The sequence below is a fragment of the Halorientalis pallida genome, assembly GCF_004118325.1.
Classification (GTDB): domain Archaea; phylum Halobacteriota; class Halobacteria; order Halobacteriales; family Haloarculaceae; genus Halorientalis; species Halorientalis pallida.
This window is the reverse complement of record NZ_RDFA01000006.1, coordinates 62,220-77,548: the sequence shown is the minus strand read 5'-3', so window position 1 is coordinate 77,548 and position 15,329 is coordinate 62,220. Positions and strand designations below refer to the sequence as shown.

General features: G+C 69.4%; 16 protein-coding genes and 1 other RNA gene. 8 read left to right on the top strand and 9 right to left on the bottom strand.

Annotated elements, in window-relative coordinates; all coding sequences use genetic code 11:
* Positions 1 to 232: 232 nt before the first annotated feature.
* The 3 genes from EAF64_RS16010 to EAF64_RS16000 all read left to right on the top strand — a co-directional run bounded on the left by EAF64_RS16010 (position 233) and on the right by EAF64_RS16000 (position 2,472).
* Positions 233 to 1,342, top strand: coding sequence for an aminopeptidase (locus tag EAF64_RS16010; RefSeq protein ID WP_129069996.1), 1,110 nt, complete (start codon positions 233 to 235; stop codon positions 1,340 to 1,342).
* An 87-nt stretch (positions 1,343 to 1,429) separates the two neighbouring features.
* On the top strand, positions 1,430 to 1,996 hold the full coding sequence (locus EAF64_RS16005) for a sensor histidine kinase (RefSeq protein ID WP_129069995.1): 567 nt from the start codon (positions 1,430 to 1,432) through the stop codon (positions 1,994 to 1,996).
* A gap of 41 nt (positions 1,997 to 2,037) precedes the next feature.
* A complete protein-coding gene (locus EAF64_RS16000) occupies positions 2,038 to 2,472 on the top strand; it encodes a dCTP deaminase (protein ID WP_129069994.1) in 435 nt (144 codons plus the stop codon).
* Here EAF64_RS16000 and EAF64_RS15995 read toward each other — a convergent pair.
* The gene (locus EAF64_RS15995) at positions 2,469 to 3,458 is read right to left on the bottom strand and encodes a matrixin (RefSeq protein ID WP_129069993.1); all 990 of its coding nucleotides are present in this window, start codon (positions 3,456 to 3,458) and stop codon (positions 2,469 to 2,471) included. The genes EAF64_RS16000 and EAF64_RS15995 overlap by 4 nt on opposite strands.
* 79 nt (positions 3,459 to 3,537) lie before the next feature.
* Positions 3,538 to 3,957: RNase P RNA component (gene rnpB, locus EAF64_RS15990), an RNA gene on the bottom strand.
* 123 nt (positions 3,958 to 4,080) lie between these two features.
* Here rnpB and EAF64_RS15985 point away from each other — a divergent pair.
* Positions 4,081 to 4,686, top strand: a complete 606-nt coding sequence (locus EAF64_RS15985) for a TIGR00296 family protein (protein WP_129069992.1) — start codon at positions 4,081 to 4,083, stop codon at positions 4,684 to 4,686.
* Positions 4,687 to 4,690: 4 nt separating this feature from the next.
* On the opposite strand, the gene EAF64_RS15980 is transcribed toward EAF64_RS15985, so the two are convergent.
* From EAF64_RS15980 to EAF64_RS15970, 3 genes are read right to left on the bottom strand one after another with little or no spacing between them, the layout of a single operon-like run.
* Positions 4,691 to 5,839 carry a nicotinate phosphoribosyltransferase gene (locus tag EAF64_RS15980; RefSeq protein WP_129069991.1) on the bottom strand — a complete coding sequence of 383 codons (1,149 nt, stop codon included), beginning with the start codon at positions 5,837 to 5,839 and terminating at the stop codon, positions 4,691 to 4,693.
* Between the two features lie 31 nt (positions 5,840 to 5,870).
* Entirely contained in the window at positions 5,871 to 7,184 is a 1,314-nt protein-coding gene (locus tag EAF64_RS15975) for an Hvo_1808 family surface protein (protein WP_129069990.1), read from the bottom strand.
* Positions 7,181 to 8,677: an Hvo_1808 family surface protein gene (locus tag EAF64_RS15970; RefSeq protein WP_129069989.1), complete on the bottom strand. Its 1,497-nt coding sequence runs from the start codon at positions 8,675 to 8,677 to the stop codon at positions 7,181 to 7,183. Before EAF64_RS15970 ends, EAF64_RS15975 begins: the two co-directional genes overlap by 4 nt.
* Before the next feature lie 79 nt (positions 8,678 to 8,756).
* Between EAF64_RS15970 and EAF64_RS15965 the strand changes: the two genes are divergently transcribed.
* Entirely contained in the window at positions 8,757 to 9,329 is a 573-nt protein-coding gene (locus EAF64_RS15965) for a cysteine hydrolase family protein (RefSeq protein WP_129069988.1), read from the top strand.
* On the opposite strand, the gene EAF64_RS15960 is transcribed toward EAF64_RS15965, so the two are convergent.
* Together EAF64_RS15960 and EAF64_RS15955 are read right to left on the bottom strand one after the other, a co-directional pair.
* A complete protein-coding gene (locus EAF64_RS15960; RefSeq protein ID WP_193767724.1) occupies positions 9,326 to 9,769 on the bottom strand; it encodes a PaaI family thioesterase in 444 nt (147 codons plus the stop codon). The two genes, EAF64_RS15965 and EAF64_RS15960, sit on opposite strands and share 4 nt — an antisense overlap.
* 75 nt (positions 9,770 to 9,844) lie before the next feature.
* Positions 9,845 to 10,714, bottom strand: a complete 870-nt coding sequence (locus EAF64_RS15955) for a hypothetical protein (protein ID WP_129069986.1) — start codon at positions 10,712 to 10,714, stop codon at positions 9,845 to 9,847.
* A gap of 83 nt (positions 10,715 to 10,797) precedes the next feature.
* On the opposite strand from EAF64_RS15955, the gene EAF64_RS15950 reads away from it, so the two are divergent.
* The 3 genes from EAF64_RS15950 to EAF64_RS15940 all read left to right on the top strand — a co-directional run bounded on the left by EAF64_RS15950 (position 10,798) and on the right by EAF64_RS15940 (position 13,977).
* Positions 10,798 to 11,511: a lipoyl protein ligase domain-containing protein gene (locus EAF64_RS15950; RefSeq protein ID WP_129069985.1), complete on the top strand. Its 714-nt coding sequence runs from the start codon at positions 10,798 to 10,800 to the stop codon at positions 11,509 to 11,511.
* A gap of 60 nt (positions 11,512 to 11,571) precedes the next feature.
* Positions 11,572 to 12,996: a dihydroorotase gene (locus EAF64_RS15945; protein WP_129069984.1), complete on the top strand. Its 1,425-nt coding sequence runs from the start codon at positions 11,572 to 11,574 to the stop codon at positions 12,994 to 12,996.
* Between the two features lie 156 nt (positions 12,997 to 13,152).
* Complete coding sequence (locus EAF64_RS15940; RefSeq protein WP_193767723.1) at positions 13,153 to 13,977, top strand: AAC(3) family N-acetyltransferase; 825 nt, start codon at positions 13,153 to 13,155, stop codon at positions 13,975 to 13,977.
* Between the two features lies 1 nt (position 13,978).
* Here the strand turns inward: EAF64_RS15940 and EAF64_RS15935 are convergent, their stop codons facing one another.
* Both EAF64_RS15935 and EAF64_RS15930 read right to left on the bottom strand, forming a co-directional pair.
* Positions 13,979 to 14,371, bottom strand: coding sequence for a hypothetical protein (locus tag EAF64_RS15935; RefSeq protein WP_129069982.1), 393 nt, complete (start codon positions 14,369 to 14,371; stop codon positions 13,979 to 13,981).
* Positions 14,372 to 14,461: 90 nt separating this feature from the next.
* A complete protein-coding gene (locus tag EAF64_RS15930) occupies positions 14,462 to 15,202 on the bottom strand; it encodes a DUF5806 family protein (RefSeq protein ID WP_227739019.1) in 741 nt (246 codons plus the stop codon).
* Positions 15,203 to 15,329: the final 127 nt, after the last annotated feature.

Here is a 15,329-nt window from a genome sequence, read left to right as displayed (position 1 = left end):
TCCCGTGCCGGGACGGGATACCGGTGGGCCTGGTCTTCCTGTTCGATATCGATCCACACCGTGATCACGCGGAACTCGGCTGCTGGATCGCGCTCGACCAGCAGAGGAGGGGTACGCCACCGAAGCCAGCGAACTCTGTCTCGACCACGCCTTCGCGGATCGGGGCCTCCACAAGTTCGAGGGGTGAGTGGGGGACCACCGGCGTTTTGACGATGCCGCCCCTCTCGCCGGCATGGATCAGCGCGTCTACGACCACGCGGAGACGCTGGTGGACTGGAGCGCACACATCGAGGCCGGCGACGACGTGGTCCTCCGGGTCGCGGAGGGGGCCCACGACCTGGCGGTCGCCGTCGCCGAGAAACTGGGCGAGCGCGGCGCGAACCTCCTCACCGTCTACGGTTCCGACGAGATTTCGCGAGCGTACCTCCGGGGCCACGACGGCGAGTTCGACGGCGATCCGGAGTATGAACTGGCGATGTACGAGCAGGCCGACAGCGTCCTCTCGCTGGGCGGCGGGCGCAACACGACGGCGCTGGCGGACGTGCCCAGCGAGCGCCGGCAGGCCGCGGCCCGCGCCCGCGAGGGGATCCGCGAGGCTCGCCTGGACACCGACTGGGTGTCGACCATCCACCCCACCCGCTCGCTCGCCCAACGGGCCGGCATGGCCTACGAGGAGTACCGGGACTTCGTCTACGACGCCGTCCTCCGGGACTGGGAGTCACTGGCCGCGGAGATGGGGCAACTGAAAGACCTGCTCGACGACGGGAGCGAGGTCCGGGTCGTCGGCGAGGGAACCGACCTCACCATGTCGATCGAGAACCGGATCGCGGTCAACAGCGCCGCCTCGGTGGCCTACGACTCGCACAACCTGCCCAGCGGCGAGGTGTTCACCGCGCCCGTCGTCGACTCCGTCGCGGGCACCGTCACCTTCGACGTGCCCATGACCATCTCGGACCGCCGGGTCCGGGACGTGGAACTGACCTTCGAGGACGGCGAGGTCGTCGACTTCGCTGCCGCCCAGGGCGAGGCCGCCATCGCCGAGACGCTGGAGACCGACGCCGGGGCGAAGCGGCTGGGTGAACTCGGGATCGGGATGAATCGCGGTATCGACCGCCCGACCGACACGATCCTCTTCGACGAGAAGATGGGCGGAACGGTCCACATGGCCGTCGGCCGGGCCTACGCCTCGAACTTCCCGGATGGCCACGCCGAGGAACGCAACGAGTCGGCGGTCCACGCCGATCTGATCCGCCGGATGGACGGGGGGTCGCGGCTGGAGATAGACGGCGACGTGGTGCAGGCGGACGGGGTCTTCCGGTGGGAGGACGGATTCGAGGTGTAGTCACGGACGCCTTCTTCCACACCCCGGCTATCGAATCGAAAAATCCGGGTGTGAGACTTTTTACCGTGACCGTCGAACGTCGGCGCGATGGTGGCCGTCACCGTACTGAAGGGGGCGCTGCTGGGGAGCGGCATCGTCGCCGTCCTCGGGGCGTACGGGTTGTGGCTGTGGGGCCGGTCCCAGCGGACGCAGGTGTCGCTGGCGGACACGGCCACCGCGGCGTGGGCCGACTGTGCGCCCCCCGCCGCGCGGTTGACGGTCGAGGTCGACACGGACCTGGCGGTGTCGGCCGACCCGGAGAAGCTGACGGGGCTGTTCGAGGCCCTGTTCGAGAACACCGTGGAGTACGGCGGTCGCGACGTGACCGTCCGTCTCGTCCGGACCCGCGACGGGTTCGCGGTCGAGGACGACGGGCCCGGCATCCCCGACGGCGAGCGCGAGCAGGTCTTCGAGCTGGGGTACACCACCCGTGCGGACCGACAGGGACTTGGCCTCGGGATGGTCCGGACGCTCTGTCACGCCTACGGTTGGGCGGTCGAGGTCGACGAGAGCGACGAGGGTGGCGCCCGAATCGTCGTCTCCGACGTTCGCTTCTACTCGACCTGGGAGACCGACGGCGACGAGACCGTGGCGAGGGCGGACGCGAGCGCCTGAGCCGGGTGAGGCTTTTCACTCGAGCGCGACGAGTCGTAGGTATGCAGGCCGATCCAGCACGGTTCGTCGAGGGGGTCGTCCACGAACCGACCCAGACCGAGGACGGCGGGCTCGATCTGACGGTCGCGGCGGTACACGAGGTGACAGCCCCCGGCCGGGTCGACTTCGGTGGCGGCGAACTCGACCCCGCAGAGACCGACCTCCATCCCAGCGAGAAGCGCGACGCCGACGACGACTACGAGTGGTGGCACCTCGACGCCGGCCAGTATCTGCTCGAATACAACGAGTCCGTGGCCACGGACGCGCCGGCGGACCTGCGACTCGGCGTTCAGACGCGCGACGAACTGCTGGCACGTGGGGCCTTCCACCCGACGCTCCGGGTACAGGAGCTGGACCGGGTGCCGCTGTCGGTCGGCGGTACCGGACTCCGACTGAAGGAGAACGCGCGCGTGTCGACGGTCGTCGGCCTCGACTAGCGCCACCAGGCGCTCCGGCGCTGTTCGTAGGAGGCGTCGCGGAACGGCGGCGCGAGGTCGGTCACGTCGGCCGCACCGAAGGCGTCGCCGAGCCAGCGGCCGACGTGCCAGCCCACCGCGTCGGGCGCGAGCCCCGTCAGGTAGACTTCGGCGCGAGTGTAGCGCTCGCTCGTCCCGTCACCGTCGGGATCGATTCCGGTGAGCTGGCGACAGGACCCCCGGGACCGGTCGATCCCCTCACAGGGAAGCCGGTCGGGGAAGGTGACGACCACGTCCGCGGCCGCGCGGTCGTCGACCCGGCGGAAGGTCACGTTGTCCGGGACCGTGCCCGCCGCGCCGTCGGCGTAGTAATCCAGCGCGTGGTCCACCTGCTCGCGGACCTGCGTGCGGTCGTCGGCCGAGACGTTGCCGGCGTCGACGTAGACCGCCAGCTCGGGGTCGCTCCAGGGGACGGGGCGGTCGGTCGCGTTCGGCCGGGGCGTGGTGGCGAGCGTACTCGTTGCCATCATCACGTCGGCCGGCGGGTCGTCGTGGCCCTGTCCGAGGATGTGGCCGAACTCGTGTTTGATGACCTGCCGGGTCGACTCGCGGTCGAACCCGCGTCTGACCCGCACCGTGACCGGCGTCGGCTGTTCCCGGAGGTCGTCGGCCAGCGGCGCACAGCCGGCGGCGTGTTCCTCGGTCCCGCAGTCGGTCACTTCCGCGACGGCGCGGACGACCACGTCCGGATCGGAGGCGTTCGGCCGCAGGGTGAACTCGACTGGGTGGCCCAGGTACTGCTGGGCGTTGTCCTCCCAGAAGTCGATGGCTGCGCGGGTGTCAGCGGCGTAGGCGGCGTCGGAGTCCCGTGGTCCAGGGTCGACGGCGACGACGAACTCCGTCTCGGACCAGGATTTCGTGTCCGCACCGAGGGTTTCATTGGGTAACGAGCAACCAGCCAGGACGGCCACACCGAGGACGGCGACGACGGCGACGGCTGACCTCATCTATCGGTCCGTGGAGTCCGACCGTCAAGTCAATTGTGGGCGAAACGAGCCGCGATGGCGGTCGCTCACAGGGTCGAGCGGCTGAGGGGAGTAAGCCCCCTTCTGTTCGGTCCGGCATTCGGCTACGCGCCCGCGCCAGGTCGCCGAATCCGGCGGTGTCCGGGCTACCTGACGACGCGGGCTTGCACCGGTGAGGATTCGCCGTTCCATCCGTTCTCCGCGGTCCTGTGGCGACTGGGTCGCCGCCCGGCTCACGGCTGTGCCGTTCGCCGTCCGGGGTTCTCGCGAACCCCGCTACGCTCGGCTGGTCAACTCCCCCTCCCTTACGGTCGGGGTTCGCACGCCTCATCGCTCGCGCGGAGGGGTGTCGTTTCTGTTCCAGAGCCAGCGGTCTCCCGCTCCGGGCTTGCGCCCGGTCACCTGCCCGGACGGTGGGGGGACTTTCCTCATGCCCCTTGCGCGGTGCGGTCCGGGGCACGGTGGCCGGACTCCCTCTGCCATCACGTCCTAGACAACCCCCGGGATTAAGCCGTTCGGTCGACTCGGGCCGCCAACGACGTGGAAATCTCCGAGGGGCGATAATTTAGGAATCTTCAAGGAGCCGGTGCTCATAAGGCAGACAATGTCAGAGGCAGCGGGCGAACTCACGCAGACGGACGGCGTTCGAGCCGTGGAACTGGCCCGGAACGCCGTCGAGTCGTTCGTGGAGAACGGCACACGCGAACAACTCGGGAGCATGCGCGACGCCTTCTACCTGCGAACGGGGGCGTTCGTCCGGCTCGAGAACACCCACGGTCGGGGCCGGCTACGCGGCTGTGCCGGCAGTTACGACTGGAACGACCACCTCGGGGAGGCACTGGTGGACGCGGCCATCGACGCCGCCAGCGAGGACTCCTGTGGGTCGGGCGTCGACACCGCGGAACTCTCCTCGATCTGTGTGTCGGTGTGTATCGTCGGCAACGTCGTCCTGACCGACGACCCACTCGCGGACCTCGAACTCGGCCGTCACGGTGTCGCCGTCGAGCGCGGGGCCGACAGCGGCTGGCTCTACCCCACCGTCCCCATCGAGAACGGCTGGAGCGCCGCCGAGTACCTCGACCGGGCCTGCCGGACCACCGGCCTCGCCCCGGGCGCGTGGGAGGACGACGACACGATGGTCACCCTCTTCGAGGGGCGGGTCTTCCGCGAGCGCGAACCCGAGGGCTCCATTCAGGAACTGGACTTCTGAGCGCCTACTCCGCGCCGAGCCCCACCCGCTCGGCGTCTTCGAGCGCCCGTTGCCCAGCGGCCTCGATTTCGAACTCGCGGACGATCTCGCCGTCCTCGAGCAGCGGCTCCAGCAACGGCTCGCCGTCGTCGGGCCCCTCGCGGTCGGCCAGTCCGACGTGGTGTCCCCCGTCGGGCGTCCGGTAGACCTGCTTCGTCCCGGAGAGTTTGCCACGCTTGGCCGCGGGTTCGCCTTCGACCTCGACGATGTCCAGCGCGAAGTCGACGGGGTCGGCGTTGCTGACGTAACTGCCGACGCCGAACCCGTCGGCCACGTCCCGGAGTTCGCGGATCGTCTCGGGTGTGATGCCACCGCTGGCGAACACGGCCACGTCCTCGTGACCGCGGGCGTCCAGCTCCCACCGGACCTCCCGGAGGATGTGCCGGAAGTTCCCCCGCCGGGAGCCGGTCGTGTCGATGCGGACGCCGTCCAGCTCCGGAATCGTCTCGGCGGCCCGGATCGCCTCGTCGGTCTCGTCGCTGTAGGTGTCACAGAGCGCGATTCGGGGGACCTCGGGCGCGACCGCCTCGTCGAAGGCCCGCCAGGCGTCCGCCTGGTTGCCCTTGCCGAAGGCGATCACGAGCGCGTGGGGCATCGTGCCGCCGGCCTCGCGGTCGATCACGTCGCCCCCGGCCACGTTGGAGATGCCGTCCATCCCGCCGATCAGGGCACTACGCTCGACCATCGCGCCGATGGCGGGGTGGACGTGGCGAGTCCCGAAACTGAGCACCTGGGCGTCGGGGGCGGCCCGCTTGGCGCGCAGGGCGCTCGTGGCGGCCGCCGAGGCGTGAGAGAGGAATCCCAGAAGCGCAGTTTCGTAGACCGCGAAGTCCCGATAGGGGCCCTCGATCCGGCAGACCGGCCCACCGTCGAACAGCTGCCCCTCCCGGAGGGCGTACGCGTCGAGTGGAAGGCCCGCCAGCAGGTGGGCGGCGTCTTTGACGCCGGCGAGGGCCTCGAACTCGCCGGTGGGGAACTGGTCGGCGGTGACCTCGGCGACGACGTGGGGATTGCGGTCGGCGTGGTCGAGCGCCTCGACCGTCCGGTCGAAGTAGGCGTCGGTCGCGCGGCCCTCGGCGATGGCCTCGGGCGGGACGATGTCGAAGGAACTCATGGACGGCGATACCGTCGCCCGGACGAAAAACCTACTCGTCGCCGCCGACGGCCGGGAGCGCACCGGCGGTCGGCCCGTTGACGATCCGAACGCGCTGCCCCTCTCTGGTCACGCGGAAGGCGTCGCCGAACGCGTCGGACTCGGGCAGGACGTACACGTTCTGGGCCGGTCGCTCGCTCGCCCGCGAGGCAAGGATCGCCCGGTAAGCCCGGACGAACTCCCGGGCGTCGGCGGTGGTGTCCCACTCGCTGGCCCAGACGTACCCGTCGCGGTCGCCGTTGCGGTAGGGGACGATCCGGTCGCCCGCCCAGCCCGCCGAGTAGCGGCTGTCGTAGTCGTAGACGGTCCGGCCCTGCTGGTCGATGGCCCCGTTGGCCCACAGCATCGCGTAGATCGCCGCCTCGCCCGCCGTATCGCCGGCCGGGTCGCGGTCGTACCGGTTCCAGTCGTCGTTCGAGCGGTCGGCGACCGTCACCGACACGGGTTCCTCGTCGGGGTACGTCTCCGGGTGGATCACCTGCTCCGTGCTCGTCGGGAACTGCGCGTAGAGGTCGTCGACGGCCGCCCAGCCGCCCCGGTCGCGGATCGCCTCGACGAAGTCCGGCCCGGTCGCGTACGGCGCGAAGATCGTCAGGAACAGGCCGAGGTTGAGGTCGCTGTCGCCACCGCCGCTCCCCTGTCGGGTCGGGCGCTCGACGCAGTCCCACGCCTCGCCACAGCGGTCGGCGTACATCGTCTGGAGGTTGTTGGCTTCGCCCTCGATCACGCTCAACTGGGCGCGACGGGCGTCCTGGGTCTCGGTGGCGACCCCGAGCGAGAGTTGCTGGTGCTGGAGCGCGTGGACGAGTTCGTGGACCAGCGTCGAGCGGTCGACGGTCGGCGTGGCGGAGTCGCTGACGAGGACGATCTCGCCGGTGCGCGTCGCGTAGAACCCCTGGACCGAGGCGTCCAGCGCTTGCCCGCGGTCGTCGGCCGTCGAACTGTTCTCCCCGACCAGCAGGAGTGCCTCGTAGAGCTGGTCGCCGAAGCGGTCCCGGCCGCCGCCACCGCCGTAGCGCTCGCGGTACTCCTGCCGGGAGATCACCGCCACGGGGACCGGGTCCCGGAACTCCTCGCCCCGCAGGTGTTCGATGCGAGCCATCGCCCGGGCGACGACCGCCTCGCGTTCGCGCTCGTTCAGCCCGTCGTCGGTCGTGACCCGGATCGGATCGTCGTACCAGTGACCACCCTCCCAGCCGACTCGATCCCAGAGGGGGTCCGGTCGCCCGCCGTCGTCGATGGGTGCGTTACAGCCCGCCAGCGCGACCAGGGCGAGCAGGACCAGCGCGGCGACCGTCCGCTTCACGACCCGTGCACCGCCGATAGCTCCTCGGCCGTGGGCGCGTTCACGACGGTCACAGTATCGTTCTCGCGAGTTACCCGGAAGGCGTCACCGAACGCGTCGTCCTCGGGGATCGTCCGGACGTTCTCGCGGCCGTCGACCGGGCTGGCACCCCAGTACTGGAGGAGCCGCCGGTAGCCGTCGGCGAACTCCCGGGCGTGAGCGGTCGTGTTCCAGCGCAGCCGCCAGACGTAGGCCGTCTGATTCTCGCCGACGTCTCCGTTCTCGTAGACGTGGAGCCGGTCGCCCGCCCAGCCGTCGGTCATCGGGAGGTCGTAGTTCAGCGGGTCCGAGCGGTCGTTCCGATTGACGACCTGATCCGGGGTGAGCAGCGCCGGCCCCGACCGGTCGTACAGCGTGTAGGCGAACATCGCGCTCAGGGCCGACTGGCCCAACCGGCCGTAGTCGGCACGTTCGGTGCCTGGGACCGGCGACTCCGGTCGCACTCTCGTCCAGCCGTCGGTCGCGGTATCGGACAGCGAGACTGTCGCGGGCGAGTCGCGCGGTTCCGTGTACTGGTCGGGGTAGATCGCCTGTTCGGCGCTCTCGGGCGGGTCGTCGAACGCCACGTCGACGGCCTCCCAGCCGCCCTGCTCGCGGAGTTCCGAGATCAGGCCTGGCCCGTCGCTGTACGGGAAGAAGTTCAGCAGGTAGATCCCGAAGTGGATGTCCGTCGGCGGAGTACTGCTCGTCGAGAGACAGCTCCAGCCGTCGCCACAGCGGCGCTCGTAGGCCAGCCCGACCGTCCGGGCCTCGCCCTCGATCAGCGCCGACTGGCCGTTGCTCTCGTCGCGGGTGTCGCCCGTGATCGCCGAGAGGTTGTGGTACTGGTCCTGCAGCGCGTGGACGAGTTCGTGGCCCAGCGTCCGCTCGTTGCGGAGTCGAGGCTGGCCGCTCTCGGCGACCAGTTTGATCGTGTCGTTGCGGGGGTCGAAGTAGCCGAGCACGTTCTCGCCCTGGTTGTCGAGTTGGGCCTGGACCGAGGAGCGATCCTCGCCGACGAAGAACATCGCCTCGTACTTCGCGTCGTCGAAGGTGCGAAGCGAAGGGGTCAGCTCCGGCTTGCTCTCCGATTTGAACTCGGCCCGGGAGATGATCTCGACGGGGACCGACGACCGGAATTCTTTCTCCCGGAGGACCTCGACGCGGGCCATCGACCGGGCGACGACGGCGTCCAGTTCGCTCTCGTTCAGCCCATCGGCGTTGGTCACCGACAGCGACTCGTTGGCCCAGTAGCCGGCTTCCCAGCCGATCCGGTCGGTGGCCGGGTCGTCGAGCGTCGTTCCACCGGCGTCGGGTTCGTCCGTTCCGGTCGGCGTGTCGGCGTCGCCCAGTCCGCCGTCGGTCGGCGTGTCGACGGCGGTGGTCCCGGGCGTGTCGGCGCCGGTACCCGGCACACCACTACAGCCAGCGAGGACGAGGAGGGCGGCGAGTATCAGTCCGTGAGCGGCACGCATACCCCGACCCTTGGCCCGGCGAGTCAAAAGTGGACCGACCGGGAAAGGGGTTTTTTCGAGGCCGGCCGTACCACCGTACATGGACTTCGACACCGACTCGACGGCAGTGGTGGTGGTGGACATGCAGAACGGCTTCTGTCACCCCGACGGGAGCCTCTACGCGCCCGAGAGCGAGGCCGTGATCGACCCTATCGACGACCTGATCGAGCGGGCCCGGGAGGCCGGGGTGCAGGTGATCTACACCCGGGACGTACACCCGTCCGAGCAGTTCGAGGACGCCCACTACTACGACGAGTTCGAGCAGTGGGGCGAGCACGTCGTCGAGGGCTCCTGGGAGGCCGAGATCGTCGAGGATCTCGACGTCCGGCCCGCGGACCACGTCGTCGAGAAACACACCTACGACGCCTTCCACGAGACGGAACTCGACGGCTGGCTCTCCGCGCGGGGGATCGACGACCTGCTCTTCTGTGGGACGCTGGCCAACGTCTGTGTGCTGCACACCGCGGGCAGTGCCGGACTCCGGGACTACCGGCCGGTGCTGGTCGAGGACGCAATCGGCTACATCGAAGAAGCACACCACGAGTACGCGCTGGACCACGCCGACTGGCTGTTCGGCGAGGTCACGACCCTGGAGTCGGTGGCCTTCGACTAGTCGATCCGGAACACGCCCTGGCCGGAGGCGACGGTCACCGGCGTCCCCTGCGGGTCGCGGCTCTCGATGGACGCCTCGGCGACCGCCGACCCGTCGCCGGTGTCGACGACGCTGGCCGTGGCTTCGAGGTCGTGGGCCGCCTCGTCGAGGAAGTTGACCGTCGTACTCAGCAGGTCGACTCGGTCGTTGACTGGGTCGGGCATCGTCGTGCGGATCGCCAGTTCCGTGGTCTGTTCGACCAGCGTCGTCACGATACCGTCGTGGACGGTCGGCGGATCGGCCTCCTTGTCGGTGAACCGCTCGTCGAACGGAATCGTGAGATTCGCCTCACCGAACTCGATGTCACCCATCTGCACGCCCAGCCAGGAGAGGTACCCGTTCTCCCGTTCGACAGACATCCGGAGCATCACCGGTGCGCCTTCCGGAAGGTCGTTGGCCATGTGTGCAACACGTGTACACCCGCCCATCTTTTACTCACCGGTTCTTTCGACCTGTGAACTCACCCCACAGTGCTGTCAGCGCCGCGCGAGCGTGACCGACAGCTCGTCCCCGACCGCGAACCCGTGGTCCGGGCAGACGAGTTTCACACCCAGTGACTCGCGATCGGAAAACAGCGAGAGTCCCGTGATTCCCTCGGCTTCCGTCGGCTCGCTCGCGGTGACGGCCGCGCGCACGGCCACCTCGTCCCACGCGACCGTCCGCCCGTCGCTGGTGCCGACCCGCTGGCCGAGGAACGTGACCGGCCCCGACTCACCGCCGAGGACGCCACCACCGTCGTAGTGGGGGAGGCCGCCGTCCAGCACGCACTCGGTTCCGTCGACGGTCGCGGCCACCCCGGCGAAGGCGGTTCCCGGGTCGGGGTGGTCCGGGGCGCCCAGCACGGCGTAGGTCTCGCCGGCCTCGACCACGGTCCCGGTCCCGTCCCAGCGGACCGGGGACACGTCGATCTCCAGGTCCAGCGGGATCGACCCCGACGCCCGGTAGTGGTTGGCGTCGGGTGCGCGAAAGCCGAGGTGGATGTGATCGTCGACCCAGGGGGCGAAGAACCCCGAGCGGACCAGCCGCCCCAGCGAGTCACCGACCGCGATCCGATCCCCGGCCGAAACGGCGGGGTCGACGTGGAGGATACGGGCGACGTGCGCGCCCGTGTCCACGAGGATCAGGTGGTCGTGATCGACCGCGTAGGGCTTCGGCGGGGCATCGACGGTCCGAGTGTCGAGCACCTCGCCGGCGACCGGCGAGGGGGCCGGACCGCCCCGCCCGCCATCGCCGGTGTCGGGATACAGGTCGACGGCCGCACCCTCGTCGTGGGCGGCGTATGGCGAATTGTACTGCGAGAACCGGGGGTACCGATCGAGCACGGCGGCGTCGAGCGTGACGGCCATTGGCGGAAGATAGGTCAGATCGGATTTCAACCCGTCGGGAACGAGCCGTCAGGTCCTTATTCGGTGGTCCCCCTCTCTGTGACATGCGAGTGGTCCGGGGACGGGGCGAGGACGCCGAGGCCGACCGGGCAGTCACCCGGCTCCTGATCGAACACGCGGGCACCGCCGGGGAACCCGCCGTCCGGGTTTGGCGACCCCACCGACAGGTCGCCTTCGGCCCCCGGGACACCAACAGCGAGGGGTACGAGGCCGCCGTCGCCGCCGCCCGCGAGCGGGAGTGTCCCGTCTGCGAGCGTCGGGTCGGCGGCCGGCCGGTCGCCTACACCGGCGACACCATCGCGTTCGCGCGGATCGAGCCCGTCGCCGACGACGAGCGCCAGGGGATCGACGAGCGCTACGCGGCCGTTCGCGTCGACGTGCGCGACGCCCTGCGCGAGATCGGGGTCGACGCCGAACGCGGCGAGCCCGAGAACGCCTTCTGCCCGGGGAGTTACTCGCTGCAGGCCGCCGGCGGCAAGGTCTGTGGCATCGCCCAGCGAGTGACCGGCGACGCGGCGCTGGTCGCCGGCATCGTCGTCGTCGACGGCCACGAGGAGATCGGGTCGGTGCTGGACCCGGTGTACGACGCCCTCGACGTGCCCTTCGACCCCGACACCGTCGGGAGCATCGCGCGGGCCGGCGGCGAGGTCGATCCCGTCGCGATCATCATGCGCATCGAGGACGCGCTCGTGGGCGACCACCTCGGCAGCGTCGAGTGGGTCGACGACCTGCCGACCGTGGAGTGGGCCGGGGAGTGACCGGCCCGACCCCGGGGGCCCGTCCGCGAGTTTTAGGACCCACCCGCTCGGAGGGTTGGTATGCTCATTCGGAACGCGACGCTCCCGGACGGTCGGGAGCGCGACGTGCTCGTCGAGGGGGAGACCATCGCGGCCGTCGAGGAGGACCTGCCGATGCCCGAGTCGGTCGACGAACGCTTCGTGGACGCCAGCGGCAAGCGACTCCTGCCGGGGATGATCGACGCCCACGTCCACTTCCGCGAGCCCGGCTTCTCGCACAAGGAGACCTGGGAGACCGGGAGTCGGTCCGCGGCGGCGGGCGGGGTGACCTGCGTCGTCGACCAGCCCAACACCGACCCCCCGACCATCGACGGGGCCTCCTTCGACGGGAAGGCCGAGCGCGCGAGCGAGGGCTCGCTCGTCGACTTCGGCATCAACGGCGGCGTCACCGAGCAGTGGGTGCCCAGCGCCCTGCTCCAGCGACCGATGTTCGCCCTGGGCGAGGTCTTCCTCGCGGACTCGACGGGCGAGATGGGGATCGACGTGGAGCTGTTCGCCAGCGCGGTCAAGACCGCCGCCCGGCAGGACGCGGTGGTCACCGTCCACGCCGAGGACGCCACTGAGTTCGAACCCGGGGCGAGAGAACGCGACGACGCCGACGCCTGGAGCGCCTACCGCACCGCCCGCGCCGAGGCCGCCGCCGTCCGGGCCGCCGCCGAGGTCGGCGACCGCTTCGACGCCCACCTCCACGTCGCCCACACCTCCACGCCCGACGGCATCGACGTAGCCAAAGAACACGGCATGACCTGCGAAGTCACGCCCCACCACATGTTCCTCTCCCGGCGCGACCTGGGCGAGCTGGACACGTTCGGCCGGATGAATCCGCCACTGCGCCGCGAACGTCTCCGGAGCAAGGTCTGGGAGCGCGTCGTCGACGGCACCGTCGACATCGTCGCCACCGACCACGCCCCCCACACCCGCGAGGAGAAAGACGCCAGCATCTGGGACGCTCCCTCCGGCGTCCCCGGCGTCGAGACCGCCCTCCCGCTCCTGCTGGAGGCCGCCCGCAACGACGAGATCACCTACGAACGCGTCCGTGACCTCACCGCCACGAACGTCGCCGAGGTGTTCGATCTCCCGACGAAGGGCCGGATCGAGGCGGGGATGGACGCCGACCTCGTCCTCGTCGATCCCGACGACAGCCGCGAGATCCGCGGCGAGGACCTCCACTCGAAGTGCGAGTGGACGCCGTTCGAGGGGAAACGCGGGGTGTTCCCCGAACTAACGCTGGTTCGCGGCGAGGTCGTCTACGAGCGGTTCGGACCGGACTCGGCCATCGAGGCCGCGGACGCTGGCGAGACTGCCAGCGAACGCTTCGGCGACGCGGTCGGCGTCAACGTCCGCGCCATCGAACGGTCGACTGAAACCGGCGGCCCGACCGCCGACACCGACGGCGAGACCGACGGCAGTGACGGCGGGACCGACGGCGGCGACGACCGGGCCTGACCGGGGTCGCGGGCTAACCACCGCTTACTGGTGGCCTCCCGATTGGGCAGTCTATAACTAACCGCGTCGAGGGTGCAGTTCCGCGGGATGGTGCGCCACTTCCCGGAGATGCGGTCGAAACTTCCTTTCGACGGATCCCCGAGCAGCGCGCTCCCGGTGTCGCCGTCACAGACCACGCACGTCCCCCCACCCACGACGCTCGCGGAAACGCTCTGGAGTAGCGCGAAACACTACGCCGTGCGCCAGCGCGAGGAACCGACCGGCCCCGTCGACGAGGCCGTCTTCGCCGAGATTCTGGACGGTTACGACGAGGACGTGGTGTTCGTCCACGTCGGCCTCAGCGACGTGAACGCCGCGTTCGACGGCGACCCGTACGAGTTCGTCCGTGACCACCTCGACGCCCGGTTCGACTCGATCCTCACACCCGCGTTCACCCAGTCGTTTCGCCGAACGGGGGAGTTCCACCGCACGGACTCCGAGCCCGAACTCGGCGCGTTCGCCGGCCTGTTCTTCGACGACGCCGACTACCGGACCGCCGACCCCCTGCACTCGATCCAGGTGTGTGGGGACTACCGCTTCGACGGCTGTACGGTCAGGGACACCTTCGGCCCGGACGGCTGTTACGCCCAGCTAGAGCGCGACGACGTGCGCATCCTCGACATCGGCACCCGCTGGCTCGTCAGCACGCAACTGCACTACATCGAACGGGTCACCGACGTACCCTACAGCGAGACGGTCGAGATCGACGGGACGGTCCGGTACCCCGGCGGCACGGAAGAGGAGATCACCCAGCGCAACTACAGCAAGAACAACTACCTCTACTTCTGGGACCGCCTGGGCATCCAGCGAGACCTGATCGACGACGGCGTCCTCGACCACCACGACCTCAACGGTCTGCGCGTCGTCTCCGTGTCGGCACGGGACCTGCGGGACGCGCTCGAACCCCGGATCGCCGAGGACCCGTACTACCTGGTCCGGTGACTCAGACAGCCCGTCGGCTCGCCCGTTCGAGACGCCGTTCGGGGATCGGGCGGACGATCCCGTAGAGGAAGCGGTACCCGAGGATACCCGCCCCGAACCCGGCGAAGACACCGACCAGAATCGTGTCGGCCAGCGGGTGGTTCGAGACGACCATCGCGATTGCGACCAGAACGGGACTGGCAATCACGAGACTACCCACCAGTATCTCACGGAGGCTCTCCTCGACTGCCGTCCGCTCCACCCGATAGAAGATTCCGGCGTTCCAGACGGCCGCCCCGACGAACACGACAACGGCCCACCACTGGACGGACGACGAGACACCCAGGTAGCTGTTCACGAGCATCGACACGCCGATCAGTCCGTCCAGAAGGATCACCTTCCACTCGGGATTCATGATCGATCTCGCGGTCGACTCGTGCGTGATATCTTTTTCTGTCAATTATCGTCGACACACTGCCAGTCTCGAACCCCCGTCGGTCGTCGATCAGTCGTCGGCTTCCGCCGCCGTGTTGCCGCCGTCGCTCTCGCCGCCCTCGAGTTCGCCGCCGCAGTGGGGACACTCGTCGTGCCGGAGGGCGGCGGAGTGTTCCCGCACGTCCCGCATGACCTCGGAGATGCGGTCCTCGGCTTCGAGTTCCTCCTCGACGGAGAGTTCGACGCCCTCGACTTCCAGCAGGAACTTCGCCACCTCGGTGGCCTCGTACATCACGTCGTCCAGCTCTTCGGCGGTGAAGAAGTCACACATCGCGCCGTAGAGGAAGGTCGCGCCGGCCTTGCGGACCTTCTCCTCGAAGGCGGCGCGGGCCTGGTTGACCGCCTGGGGCGTGTAGGTGTCGGTCATGAACGGGACCAGTTCCGGCAGGTTCTCACCGATCTTTGTCATCTCGACGCCGGTCTCGGTCCGGAAGTCCGCACACAGGCGGGCGATCGCCCACTCGCGGGCGGTGATGTAGGTTCGGTCCCGCAGGAACTCGTTGGCCCGGTCGTACGTGCCGCCCTCGATCTTCTTGAAGCGGTCGTACTTCTGGACATCATCAGGCACGGAGGGCTGTGGAGACGTGCCCGCGGACTCGTCCGCATCGGGCACGGACGGGTTGGGCGACTGGTCGGCGTCGTCCTGCTGGTCGGCGGCCGCGTCTGTGGGCTGGTCCTCGGTCGGGGACTCCCGGGCGTCGTGGTCGTCGCCGGGCCGATCGTCGGCGTCGGACACGGGAGAATCGGGCATATCAGGTGTCTGTCCCCCGGGCGAAAAAGCGTATCGGCGGTGTCGGCCGCACGTCTGACGCAGCGGCGTGGCCCTTGTGGCGGTGGAAACGTGTTGAGGGTTTTTGACCCGTCGGCGCGAGGGCACG